We start from the raw sequence: 12,662 nt of genomic DNA, 5'->3' as shown, positions 1-12,662 counted from the left end.
ATTAAAATAATGAAAAAAAGCCGTATTATGTATTGATACGGTTTTTTTATGGCAATATATAACTTATATTGTTAATAAGCGTTAAGGTAACAGTACCAAACCTTGTTAAGGTTATAGAGATTAAATAAAGGAGCCAAATTATGTCTAAACAGCAAATCGGTGTTATTGGAATGGCCGTTATGGGGCGAAACCTTGCACTTAATATCGAAAGTCGAGGATTTTCAGTATCAATTTATAATCGTTCTAAAGATAAGACAGAACAAGTAATGGCTGAACATTCTGATAAACGATTGGTTCCTTATTATAGTATTGAAGATTTTGTTAACTCATTAGAAAAACCACGGCGTATATTAATTATGGTGCAAGCAGGTAAAGGAACAGATGCCGTAATTGATGAGCTGAGACCTTTATTAGATAAAGGGGATATCATTATTGATGGTGGTAATGCTTTCTTTGAAGATACTATTCGTCGTAATAAAATGTTATCCGATGAAGGCTTTAATTTTATAGGAGCCGGTGTTTCTGGAGGTGAAGAAGGTGCATTAAAAGGACCTTCAATTATGCCTGGTGGTCAAAAAGAGGCATATGAGTTAGTTGCTCCGATTTTAGAAAAAATAGCGGCTAAAGCGAATGGTGAACCATGTGTGGCTTATATCGGCCCTGATGGAGCAGGACATTACGTTAAAATGGCGCACAATGGAATTGAATATGGTGACATGCAATTAATTGCAGAGAGCTATAGTGTACTAAAACATGTTGTTGGTTTAACAAATGATGAGCTTGCCGATGTGTTTGCTGATTGGAATAAAGGCGAATTAGACAGCTATTTAACTGAGATAACAGCGGACATTTTTAAATATAAAGATGAAAATGGCGATTATTTGGTTGATATGATTCTTGATGCTGCTGGTAATAAGGGAACGGGTAAATGGACAAGCCAAAGCGCATTAGATTTAGGTGAACCTTTATCTTTGATTACTGAATCTGTATTCGCTCGTTATATTTCAGCGATTAAAGATCAGCGATTAGCTGCATCAAAAGTGCTTAAAGGGCCGGAAAAAGTAGCTTTTACAGGAGATAAACAAACTTTAATTGAAAAAGTACGTAAAGCACTTTATATGGGTAAAATTATCTCTTATGCGCAAGGATTTGCACAGTTAAAAGCTGCATCAGAACATTATAATTGGCAATTAAATTATGGTGAAATTGCAAAGATTTTTAGAGCAGGATGTATTATTAGAGCGCAATTTTTACAAAAAATTACTGATGCTTATACTGAAAATAACAATATTGATAACTTACTGTTAGCACCATATTTTCGTAAAACGGTTGAGGCTTATCAACAATCATTACGTGATGTTATTTGTCTAGCGGTTTCGCAAGGTATTCCTGTTCCTACTTTGTCGGCAGCAATAGCATATTATGATAGCTATCGTTCAGCTGTGCTACCTGCTAATTTAATTCAGGCTCAGAGAGACTATTTTGGTGCTCATACCTATAAACGTATCGATAAAGAAGGTGTGTTCCATACTGATTGGTTAAATATTGAATCTTAATTCTGATTAAGATCTGTTGTTGTATTCGATGTATGAGTGCAAAATCAGTTGCACTCATACAAAATTTATCCATCTTTTATATCCAATCTACCCAAATTTTTCTCAAATTAATCATCGAAAGACTTGCAATTATTAGCGTTGGCCTTGTCAAGCAAATTTATTTTTTAAATAAACTAGAAAAACACAATATATGGTGTATAATTTACTAATATTTACTACATATAGTGTTTTCTAAAGCGATGTGAAAATCCGAGTTTATATCAAAAGGCCTATATTTTAATAAAAAATCAATAGTTTTGAATAGCCACAACAACTATTAAGGTTGATATAAAACTCATGCCAAGCACTAACTATTAATGAATATTGAGGAGTATATATGCCCGTAGTAATCAAACGTGATGGCTGTCAAACTGCATTTAATGAGGTTCGTATTAAAGACGCTATTATAAGAGCAGCTGTTGCGGCCAATGTTAATGACCCAGACTATTGTGCCTCCGTTGCTCGCGTTGTGACCAATCAAATGATGGATCGTGAAAGTGTTGATATCAATGAAATTCAAAATGTCGTTGAAAATCAACTTATGTCAGGGCCTTATAAAAAATTGGCAAGAACTTATATTGAATACCGACATGATCGTGATCGCGCGCGTGAAGAACGTAGCCGTTTGAATCAAGATATTCGTGGCTTAATAGAACAAAGTAACGTTGCTATTTTGAACGAAAATGCGAATAAAGATAGTAAAGTTATTCCAACTCAACGAGATCTATTAGCGGGTATTGTTGCAAGACATTATGCTAAACAATATTTGTTACCTAAAGATATTTCTCGTGCACATGATTGTGGTGAAATTCATTATCATGATCTCGATTATGCGCCATTTTTCCCAATGTTCAACTGTATGTTAATTGATTTAGACGGGATGTTAACAAACGGTTTTAAGATGGGTAATGCTGAAATTGAGCCACCTAAATCTATTGCAACTGCAACTGCGGTAACCGCTCAAATCATCGCACAAGTCGCTAGTCATATTTATGGTGGTACAACCATTAATCGAATTGATGAAATTCTAGCAAAATTTGTGACTATCAGTTATCAAAAGCATAAAAAAGTTGCAGAAGAGTGGGATATTCCAAATCCTGAAGCGTATGCAGAAAGCCGTACGCAAAAAGAGTGTTATGATGCATTTCAATCTTTAGAGTATGAAGTTAATACACTTCATACTGCAAATGGACAAACGCCTTTTGTTACTTTTGGTTTTGGTTTAGGAACCAGTTGGGAATCACGACTTATCCAAGAATCAATTTTAAAAGTGCGTATAAAAGGGTTAGGAAAAAATCATAAAACAGCAGTATTTCCAAAACTTGTTTTTGCTATTAAAGATGGTATTAACCATAAACAAGGTGATGCTAATTATGATATTAAACAATTGGCGTTAGAGTGTGCTAGTAAACGTATGTATCCAGATATTTTAAATTACGATAAAGTTGTTGAGGTAACTGGATCATTCAAAACACCAATGGGATGCCGAAGCTTTTTAGGTGTTTATGAAGAAGACGGACAACAAATTCATGACGGCCGTAACAATTTAGGTGTAATTAGCCTTAATTTACCTCGTATTGCAATTGAAGCAAAAGGTGATGAAGCACGTTTTTGGGAAATTTTAGATAAACGTTTAAATCTTTGTAAAAAAGCATTGATGACGCGTATTGCTCGCCTTGATGGAGTAAAAGCACGTGTTGCTCCGATTTTATATATGGAAGGGGCGTGTGGCGTTCGATTGAAAGAAGATGATAGTGTTTCTGAAATCTTTAAAAATGGCCGTGCGTCAATTTCATTAGGTTATATTGGTCTACATGAAACACTAAATGCACTATACGGAAACCAAACCCATCCATTTGACAGTGAAACTTTACGCAAAAAAGGTATAGCAATAGTTGAACACTTAGCTAAAGCTGTTGACCAATGGAAGAAAGAAACAGGCTATGGATTTAGCTTATATAGTACACCAAGTGAAAATTTATGTGACCGATTCTGCCGTTTAGATACAGCTGAATTTGGTATTATTCCTGGAGTAACAGATAAAGGTTATTATACGAATAGTTTCCACCTCGATGTTGAGAAAAAGGTTAACCCATATGAAAAAATTGAGTTTGAAAAACCTTATCCAGCAGTAGCAAGTGGCGGATTTATTTGTTATGGCGAGTATCCTAACATGATTAATAATGTTAAAGCATTAGAGGATGTCTGGGATTACAGCTACACTCGTGTACCTTATTATGGCACTAATACCCCGATTGACGAATGTTATGAATGCGGTTATACCGGTGAGTTTTCATGTACTAGCAAAGGATTTGTTTGCCCTAGTTGTGGTAACCATGATTCGTCAAAAGTTTCTGTGACTCGCCGTGTTTGTGGTTATTTAGGAAGTCCTGATGCTCGTCCATTTAATGCCGGTAAGCAAGAAGAAGTAAAACGTCGAGTTAAACATTTGGATAATGGCCAAATAGGCTAAAAAATTAATTTTGTTATTATGAATTATCATCGTTATTATCCTGTTGATGTTGTTAATGGCGAAGGGACTCGTTGTACACTTTTTGTAGCAGGTTGTGTACATCAATGTCCTGGCTGCTATAACAAAAGCACATGGGGAATAAACTCTGGTAAGCCATTTACACAATCACTTGAAGATCAAATCATTAAAGATTTACAAGATACCGAAATAAAACGCCAAGGATTATCACTTTCTGGTGGTGATCCTTTACACCCTAAAAATGTGCCAACCATTTTGAAATTAGTTAAACGAGTAAAAGCCGAATGTGATAATAAGGATATTTGGTTATGGACAGGTTATAAACTTAATGAATTAACCGATGAACAGCAATCTGTAGTGCCTTATATTGATGTCTTGATTGATGGAAAATTTGTACAAGATCTCGCTGATCCTAAACTATTATGGCGAGGTAGCAGTAATCAAATTATCCATCGATTCAAATAAATTTATTGTAATTTATGCAGATTTAACAGATAAGAAATCGCTTCACGATAGTTGATTTCGAGATTTTCACTACTTGATGATGTAATATGCAAATCTGTAATTTTTCCATTATCGATTCCATAAACCCAACCATGTAAATTAACCTTTTGACCACGTTGCCATGCTGCTTGAATAATGGTCGAATGCCCTAAATTATAGATTTGTTCAATTACATTGAGTTCACATAAAATATCCATTCTAATATCAGCAGGAAACTTACCAAGTAAAGAACTGTTGCGAAACCATAAATCACGGATATGAAGTAGCCAATTATTAACTAGGCCCAAATCGGGATTTTCAACTGCGGCACGGATACCACCACAATCTAAATGACCACAAACAATAATATCTTCGATTTTAAGTACATCAACTGCGTATTGGACAACTGAAAGGCAATTTAGATCCGTATGAATCACTTGGTTGCCAACGTTTCGATGAACAAACATTTCACCCGGTTTTAGTTTGATAAGCTTTTCTGCTGGAACGCGACTATCGGAACAACCGATCCACAAAAATTTAGGATTTTGCGCAACCGCGAGCTGTTTAAAGAATTCAGGATCTTCCTGTGCTATCTTTTCTGACCATTCATGATTAAAGCGAATTAGATCGTTGACATCAAACATAATGTCTTTTCCTTGTTATATTTCATTATTTCATTTTTTATAAATTAAATTGTTTTGATATGTTGAATTTTACTTTTCATAATTAATTTACGCCACAATGGTGTAGTCAGTATTTTAGCCTTGATAATTTTGCTATAAAGCTTTAAGCGTAATAGAATTGTTTTTTGATAATAACGCTTATTTGGTTTTGCTATACCACTATTTAATATCTTGCTTAAAATCTCTGCGCTATCAAGCGCATAACTAATACCTTCTAATGAGCTTGCGCTTATGAAACCTGCTGCTTCACCGATTAAAAAGATATTTTCATTGCCTGTATAAAAATCTTGGAAGCGATTTGGATAAACCACAAGACATTTTTCAGTTTTTAACGGTTCTCCAAAAATAAACCCTTGCTTTGTTAGCTTTTCTTTCAACGATTCAAAGTGTTGATTCGCTGTTTTTTTCGGGAAAGCACCGCCAAAAATGAAATATCCATCTTTAGAAATACTCCACGCATAACAATTTGTTGATTGATTATCAAAAATACATGTATTAAAAGGACGTTGATGTTTTTCAGTAAACCATTGTTGAATAGCAACATATTGTCTGATGGAATGATGAGGATAACGCATTCGTCTAACAATCGAGTTAGCGCCATCTGCACCAACTACATATTTAGCCGTAATTTTGTGTTCGATTTTATTTTCATCGATGTAAGTAACTTGATATCCATCGATTACTCTTCTGATTTCTTTACATAGTGTGTTATGTAAAACATTGACAGTGTTGGGAATTAATGATTTTAACCATAGGTCAAATTTATGTCGGTCAAAACTAACATAACTACGTTGATAATTACGAATAAGTTTGGATTGAAGATCGATCGTTTTAACGCTAAAAATTTGTGGATCAGTCAATATATCAGTAGGTAAATTTAACTTTTGTCGCACAAATGCTTTTTGAGCGTCATCTGCTAATAATCCACCACAAGGTTTATGAAAACCCTCATTACCAGCTTGATGCTTTTTATCTAATGCAATAATTTTAAAAGATGGGTTAAGTAGACGTGCGAGGGTACTACCTGCAGGTCCAAGTCCAATGATAGCAATATCGTAATCCATATTATTGTATTGTTTGATTTATAAGATTGAATATTATCTATTTTACCATACTTCGATAAAATTGTAGTGAATAGGAAAATAAGGAAATTAATCAATTTTAGTAAAAAAAGTTGAGGAACGGGGTTTTTGAAACCTATTTATACTTCTTACTAGTTGATTTAAAAACAAAATTAAGAATTTTTTATTTAATATTTATCTGATTTTGTATGGGATAACAAATTATTTATTGATAATAAATAATTGAAATTATTTTGTTATGGATTGGTGATGACAAATATAGTCACCATATTTTGATAAAATTCATTTATCTATTAGTGAATAACTTTTATAATAATCGCCATTTAAAATGAATAAGAGTTAACAATGGAAAAGTTTCAAGTTACAGGCCCAACTTCTTTAAATGGAGAAGTTGTCATTTCTGGCGCTAAAAATGCGGCGCTACCTATTTTATTTGCTGCAATTTTGGCTGAAAAACCAGTTGAATTACAAAATGTTCCCAAGTTAAAAGATATTGATACTACACTGGAACTTCTTGAGCAATTAGGCGTGAAATATCAACGGAATGGTTCTATTCATCTTGATGCAGGTCAGATTGATAACTATTGTGCGCCTTATGAACTTGTAAAAACGATGCGAGCTTCAATTTGGGCTCTAGGTCCTCTTGTTGCTCGATTTGGTCAAGGGCAAGTTTCATTACCAGGTGGATGTGCAATAGGTGCAAGGCCAGTAGACCTACATATTACTGGACTACAACAATTAGGTGCGACAATTACTTTAGATGAGGGGTATGTTAAAGCTACAGTTGATGGTCGTTTAAAAGGCGCTCATATTGTAATGGATAAGGTTAGTGTTGGTGCTACAGTTACTATTATGTGTGCAGCAACTCTAGCTGAAGGTAAAACGATAATTGAAAATGCAGCGTGTGAGCCAGAAATAGTTGATACCGCAAAATTTTTAAATATGTTAGGCGCTAAAATCACTGGTGCCGGTACTATGCGCATTGAAATTGAAGGTGTTGCTAGTCTTGGTGGTGGTGTACACTCAGTCGTTTCTGATCGTATTGAAACTGGAACATTTTTAGTTGCTGCAGCTATTTCACGCGGCAAAATAACTTGTCGTAAAACTGATCCAAGCTTACTTGATGCTGTATTATCAAAATTGAAGGAAGCGGGAGCTAATATTGAAACTGGCGAAGATTGGATTTGTTTAGATATGCAAGGTAAACGAGCAAAAGCCGTTAATATTCATACTGCACCTCACCCAGGTTTTCCAACTGATATGCAAGCCCAATTTTCATTATTAAACATGGTGGCAGAAGGCACTGGAATTATCAAAGAAACAATTTTTGAAAATCGTTTTATGCATGTACCAGAACTTATTCGTATGGGAGCTCATGGCGAAATCGAAGGTAATACTCTGATTACTCATGGCGTTGAGAAACTTAGTGGAACTCAAGTAATGGCAACTGATTTACGTGCTTCTGCGAGTCTAGTTTTGGCTGGATGTATAGCTGAAGGTTCAACAATTGTTGATCGTATTTACCATATCGATCGTGGTTATGATAATATTGAAAATAAGCTGAGAAAATTAGGCGCTAACATTGAACGTGTTAAATAGTTCAATTTTTAACATTTTGTAAAGACAGTTAGTTGATAGGAAGGGGTGTAATATGACAAAGCAAGCATTAGTTTTTTTATCAAATGGCTGTGAGGAAACTGAAGCAGTGACAACAATTGATTTGTTGACACGTGCTGGAATTAAAGTTACCTATGCAAGTATTACTGAAGATAAAATAGTTCAATGTTCTCGCGGTGTCACTATCCTAACTCAAAAAACGTTTTCTGAAGTTAGCGATATTCATTTTGATGCGATTATTTTACCTGGTGGATTAGTTGGAGCTGAAAACTTTCGAGACTCTCAACAATTAATTGAAAAATTAAAGCAAGCTCATCAAGCCGGGGTTGTTATTGCAGCTATTTGTGCAACTCCAGCGATGGTTTTTCAACATCATAATTTATTCCCTAATGCATATATGACGGGTTATCCATCAACCAAAGATGCTATAAAAAATTGGAAATCGGGTAGAGTTTATTTTGATGTTCAAAATAGAGTTATTACTAGTCAAGGCCCTGCAACTTCAATTGATTTTGCTTTAAAAATTATTGAAGTTTTATTAGACAAAAAGATTGCAGCCGAAGTAGCTGCGCAATTGGTGCTTCCACAAGGGATAGAATCCTACCAATAAATAGGTAACAAATGTCAAAATCACATTTGTATGAAAAATTAATTAAAAAGGCGACATTGAGTGCAGTTTTAATTTCTATTTTCCTTATCATTATTAAGTTAATTACGTGCTGGTTCACTGGCTCAATGAGTTTATTTGCATCACTGTTGGATTCAAGTATTGATTTGCTTGCATCTGGGCTTAACTTTTTCTTAGTCCGTTATGCATTAAAACCTGCTGATGATGATCATACTTTCGGTCATGGAAAAGCTGAATCATTAGCCGCATTAGCACAAAGTGCTTTTATTATTGGTTCGGCGACCATTTTATTATTATCAAGTATTAAATCTATTATTCATCCAACTGCAATAGAGTTCCCTTTATTCGGTATTATCGTATCTATGATTTCGGTTGTTGTGACTGCCACATTAGTTTTATATCAAAAGCATGTGATAAAACAGACAAATAGTAAAGCGATTCAAGCAGATATGTTGCATTACTCATCAGATTTGTTTATGAATATTGCAGTTATTATTGCACTATTTTTAAGCTGGTATGGTATTACGTATGCTGATGCCTGTTTTGCATTCTTTATTGCGTTATATATTTTTTATAATGCTTGTAAAATAGCCTATAGTGCAATTCAAGACTTATTAGATAAGGCTTTACCTGAAAGTGATAACCAAAGAATTAGTGAAATTGTCTCTTCTTATTCAAATGTGCGTGGTTTTCATGATTTGAAAACTAGACAAGCAGGCCCGGTGAAGTTTATACAACTACATCTTGAATTAGATGATGATATGCCATTAATAAAAGCTCATGCAGTTGCTGATGCAATCGAAAAACATATCTCTAGAGAATTTGCTCCAGCAACAGTGATTATCCATCAAGATCCGATTTCTGTTGTTCCTCTTGAAACAAATCAGCTGAAAAACTATTCAAAATAGCTTCTAAACTTTATATTGTTAGTTAATTATTATGACCTTATAATAGCCAAAGGTTTATAAATTGGAGTTATTTTTTATGATAAAAAAAATAGGTATTTTAACCAGTGGTGGTGATGCGCCAGGGATGAATGCAGCTATTCGTGGAGTTGTGAGAACTGCGTTAACTGAAGGCTTAGAGGTTTTCGGTATCTATGATGGTTACTTGGGGCTTTGTGAAGATCGCATTGTCAAGTTAGATCGTTCTAGTGTTTCAGATATCATTACCCGAGGTGGAACATTTTTAGGATCAGCTCGATTTCCTGAATTTAAAGATCAAGAAATTAGAAAAAAAGGGATTGCTAATTTAAAGAAACATCAAATTGATGCTTTAGTGGTTATCGGTGGTGATGGTTCATATATGGGTGCGATGCGATTAACTGAAGAAGGTTTTCCATGTATTGGTTTACCTGGCACCATTGATAATGATATCCGAGGAACTGATTACACGATTGGTTATTTTACTGCATTAAGTACAGTTGTTGAATCTATAGATAGATTGAGAGACACTTGTTCTTCACATCACCGAATTTCTGTAATTGAGGTTATGGGGCGAGATTGTGGTGATTTGACATTAAGTGCTTCAGTAGCTGGCGGTTGTGAATTTATGATCATTCCTGAAGTTTCTTATACTAAAGAAGACTTAATTGAAGAGATAAAATTAGGTTTTGCTAAAGGTAAAAAACATGCAATTGTCACTGTTACTGAACATATGTGTGATGTAAACCAATTAGCAAAAGATATTGAAGCAGCAGTACATCATGAAACGCGAGCAACTATCCTAGGCCATGTACAACGCGGTGGTTCACCTGTACCTTATGATCGAATTTTAGGTTCACGTATGGGGGCTTATGCGGTTGAATTACTCATTGATGGTCATGCTGGACGTTGTGTCGGAATTCAAAATGGTAAATTGGTTCATCATGATATCATTGATGCTATCAATAATATGAAAAGACCATTTGATATGGATCTTTACAATACAGCGAAACGTTTATTCTAAATATTGCTCCATTGATAATCTAATAAGATGTGGATAATTGATATACTATGGTTTGATTTTGGTTTATCAATTATTCACTTTATAAGTTTAAAACTATTTTTTTAATAAATTCCAACAAATTTTTCTTTTCTTATTTAATTAATTTCGATGAAAATCATACTAATTGAGGAATTTTATGACATTACAATATAAGCAAGATAACGATCGTTTCTATGTGTGTAATGACAATAATCAAGAAATAGCAGAAATGACATTTACTCGAATTGGGCAAGATAAAGCAACCATCAATCATACTTATACAGATCCTAATTATCGTGGACAAGGAATAGCAGATAAGTTACTTGAGCTTGTGATAAAAACATTAAAGCAAGAAAAACGTGAAATCATACCTTTATGTTCTTTTGCTGCGAGTAAGCTAGACAACTAATTGTGTTTATATTTGATAAATATTTGTAATTTTTTCAGAAATTTGTCAAGAAATATTTTGTGCATTTTCTAAAATAATACTAGTTTTTATCTTGAAATTTTGTGCTAATGTATAGCAAATTTTCTTTGTTATGTTTTGATAACTGAAATGGCAATAGTCAAACCCCAAAAAATTCATTCTATTCATGTATTGCGTGGCGTAGCCATCATTATGATTGTTTTTAGCCATTGTTTAGGTGTATTTAAAAATAGCCATTTAATTGCTAATAGTTATTTATTTTCTTTTTTAAATTTATTTGCTTTTAATTTCACAACATTTTTTGTATTAATTGCGGGGTTTTTATTTCAACATTTAACTTATAAATATAATGTAAAAGCGTATTATTTATCTAAGTTTAAAACAGTAGTTTGCCCATATATTTCTGTATCGATATTTTGTTTCCTATATTTTCATTACCAATATCTATCCAGTTTACCTATATTTTCGCTAACGGAACCAAGTTCGAGTACTTCAATCATTAAAATGATGTTGACCGGAACCCAGCTTTTGCCATTATGGTTTATGCCGATGATTATCATCATTTTCGCAATTAGCCCTTTATTATATAAATGGTCAAAAAAAAGTTTGATTATCGTAGGGTTAGTTTCGATGTTCTGGGTAGTCATGTTCACGAAGCCTGATTATACTCAGCCATTGCTAAATTTATTGCATTATGGACCTGTTTATTTGACGGGAATGATGATAAAGCAAAATTATGAAAAAATTATGAAACTAGTTAAAGATAATTTAGTTTTGGTGATTTTCTTTTTTTGTTTATGCTTTTTTATTCCATTTGCTTATCGCTATGTTGATCATCTTTGTGTTGAAAAACTTTATTACGATACATTACAAAAGATTATTTTATTTATTTTAGCACTTTATTTTTTGGATAGCTTGAACCATAAAAATAATGAAAGTAAAACATTTAAGTTTTTTTCTTTTATGGCAAATGTTAGTTTTCCCATCTATTTTGTTCATGAAATTATCGTAATCCTTTTAGAAGCACAGTTACTGAACTCACCTTTTGGATACATTATCAAAACAGATAATGGTGAATTAGCATCACTTGGTGCTATTAGCTTTTTAATATGTACATTAACTATAAGTGTTCTTGTTGCGTATACCATTAAATTAGTATTCAAAGATAAAGCAAAATATTTGATTGGTGGTAATCGTTAATATTTATGATAGTTAAACGAATACTTGATAGAAATTATGTGTTTTTATGGTTCAAAACATATAACAATATGTATCTTGAAGCAACATTTTGATTTTTCGAATTTTTATAGTAACAATTTTTGCTTTATCTAGAGTATATCAATATTGCTGCTGAACAAATAAAAAACAAACGGAATTCTAAGTGTGATTTTTCACTTGCCAAAAAAAAAGAAGTGCCTATAATGCGCATCCACTGACACGGCGTCAGCGAAAGCAGGCGATAATGAAGTTGGTGAACACGATCAAAAATTTTGAAAAAAGATCTTGACGAATAAAAAGGTGTAGCGTAGTATACGCAGCCCTTGAGACAGCAAACTGAAGCAAGAAATTGTGAAGTTAACTTAAAGCTGTCAGCTCTTTAAAAAGTAGAAACAGACAATCTGTGTGGGCACTTGCGAGACGAAAAATTAAAAGTCTACGGACTCAAAAAATTAAGTCTTGATAAGTGACAC

11 protein-coding genes are annotated in these 12,662 nt (G+C 33.6%); 9 read left to right on the top strand and 2 right to left on the bottom strand.

Features of this window, described 5'->3' with window-relative positions; genetic code table 11:
* Window positions 1-140: 140 nt before the first annotated feature.
* From gndA to nrdG, 3 genes are all read left to right on the top strand, one after another.
* Window positions 141-1,556 carry an NADP-dependent phosphogluconate dehydrogenase gene (gndA, locus tag J3U00_RS07375; protein WP_267332044.1) on the top strand — a complete coding sequence of 472 codons (1,416 nt, stop codon included), beginning with the start codon at window positions 141-143 and terminating at the stop codon, window positions 1,554-1,556.
* A 376-nt stretch (window positions 1,557-1,932) separates the two neighbouring features.
* Window positions 1,933-4,068 carry an anaerobic ribonucleoside-triphosphate reductase gene (gene nrdD, locus J3U00_RS07370; protein ID WP_065562864.1) on the top strand — a complete coding sequence of 712 codons (2,136 nt, stop codon included), beginning with the start codon at window positions 1,933-1,935 and terminating at the stop codon, window positions 4,066-4,068.
* 18 nt (window positions 4,069-4,086) lie between these two features.
* A complete protein-coding gene (nrdG, locus tag J3U00_RS07365; protein WP_065562863.1) occupies window positions 4,087-4,551 on the top strand; it encodes an anaerobic ribonucleoside-triphosphate reductase-activating protein in 465 nt (154 codons plus the stop codon).
* Window positions 4,552-4,553: 2 nt separating this feature from the next.
* On the opposite strand, the gene can is transcribed toward nrdG, so the two are convergent.
* Together can and J3U00_RS07355 are read right to left on the bottom strand one after the other, a co-directional pair.
* Window positions 4,554-5,213 (bottom strand): carbonate dehydratase, encoded by a 660-nt coding sequence (gene can, locus J3U00_RS07360; RefSeq protein ID WP_065562862.1) that lies wholly within the window; start codon window positions 5,211-5,213, stop codon window positions 4,554-4,556.
* Between the two features lie 44 nt (window positions 5,214-5,257).
* Window positions 5,258-6,316: an FAD-binding protein gene (locus J3U00_RS07355; RefSeq protein ID WP_267332043.1), complete on the bottom strand. Its 1,059-nt coding sequence runs from the start codon at window positions 6,314-6,316 to the stop codon at window positions 5,258-5,260.
* A gap of 363 nt (window positions 6,317-6,679) precedes the next feature.
* Between J3U00_RS07355 and murA the strand changes: the two genes are divergently transcribed.
* The 6 genes from murA (at window position 6,680) to J3U00_RS07325 (ending at window position 12,171) form a co-directional block, all read left to right on the top strand.
* Entirely contained in the window at window positions 6,680-7,933 is a 1,254-nt protein-coding gene (gene murA / locus J3U00_RS07350; RefSeq protein ID WP_267332042.1) for a UDP-N-acetylglucosamine 1-carboxyvinyltransferase, read from the top strand.
* 52 nt (window positions 7,934-7,985) lie between these two features.
* Entirely contained in the window at window positions 7,986-8,561 is a 576-nt protein-coding gene (locus J3U00_RS07345; RefSeq protein ID WP_267332041.1) for a DJ-1 family glyoxalase III, read from the top strand.
* 11 nt (window positions 8,562-8,572) lie between these two features.
* A complete protein-coding gene (locus J3U00_RS07340; RefSeq protein ID WP_267332040.1) occupies window positions 8,573-9,487 on the top strand; it encodes a cation diffusion facilitator family transporter in 915 nt (304 codons plus the stop codon).
* Between the two features lie 76 nt (window positions 9,488-9,563).
* Complete coding sequence (pfkA, locus tag J3U00_RS07335; protein WP_065562788.1) at window positions 9,564-10,526, top strand: 6-phosphofructokinase; 963 nt, start codon at window positions 9,564-9,566, stop codon at window positions 10,524-10,526.
* Between the two features lie 175 nt (window positions 10,527-10,701).
* A complete protein-coding gene (locus tag J3U00_RS07330) occupies window positions 10,702-10,953 on the top strand; it encodes a GNAT family N-acetyltransferase (protein WP_065734913.1) in 252 nt (83 codons plus the stop codon).
* Between the two features lie 147 nt (window positions 10,954-11,100).
* Window positions 11,101-12,171: an acyltransferase family protein gene (locus J3U00_RS07325; RefSeq protein WP_267332039.1), complete on the top strand. Its 1,071-nt coding sequence runs from the start codon at window positions 11,101-11,103 to the stop codon at window positions 12,169-12,171.
* Window positions 12,172-12,662: the final 491 nt, after the last annotated feature.

It is taken from the genome of Gilliamella sp. B3127 (genome assembly GCF_026536935.1).
GTDB lineage: Bacteria > Pseudomonadota > Gammaproteobacteria > Enterobacterales > Orbaceae > Gilliamella > Gilliamella apicola_E.
The sequence above is the reverse complement of the archived record's forward strand: the minus strand, read 5'-3'. Positions and strand labels throughout refer to the sequence as shown.

Bases quoted from the DNA above. Each gene is read 5' to 3' on its own strand.
- gndA (WP_267332044.1), top strand. From the start codon at position 141: ATGTCTAAACAGCAAATCGGTGTTATTGGAATGGCCGTTATGGGGCGA.
- nrdD (WP_065562864.1), top strand. From the start codon at position 1,933: ATGCCCGTAGTAATCAAACGTGATGGCTGTCAAACTGCATTTAATGAG.
- nrdG (WP_065562863.1), top strand. From the start codon at position 4,087: ATGAATTATCATCGTTATTATCCTGTTGATGTTGTTAATGGCGAAGGG.
- can (WP_065562862.1), bottom strand. From the start codon at position 5,213: ATGTTTGATGTCAACGATCTAATTCGCTTTAATCATGAATGGTCAGAA.
- J3U00_RS07355 (WP_267332043.1), bottom strand. From the start codon at position 6,316: ATGGATTACGATATTGCTATCATTGGACTTGGACCTGCAGGTAGTACC.
- murA (WP_267332042.1), top strand. From the start codon at position 6,680: ATGGAAAAGTTTCAAGTTACAGGCCCAACTTCTTTAAATGGAGAAGTT.
- J3U00_RS07345 (WP_267332041.1), top strand. From the start codon at position 7,986: ATGACAAAGCAAGCATTAGTTTTTTTATCAAATGGCTGTGAGGAAACT.
- J3U00_RS07340 (WP_267332040.1), top strand. From the start codon at position 8,573: ATGTCAAAATCACATTTGTATGAAAAATTAATTAAAAAGGCGACATTG.
- pfkA (WP_065562788.1), top strand. From the start codon at position 9,564: ATGATAAAAAAAATAGGTATTTTAACCAGTGGTGGTGATGCGCCAGGG.
- J3U00_RS07330 (WP_065734913.1), top strand. From the start codon at position 10,702: ATGACATTACAATATAAGCAAGATAACGATCGTTTCTATGTGTGTAAT.
- J3U00_RS07325 (WP_267332039.1), top strand. From the start codon at position 11,101: ATGGCAATAGTCAAACCCCAAAAAATTCATTCTATTCATGTATTGCGT.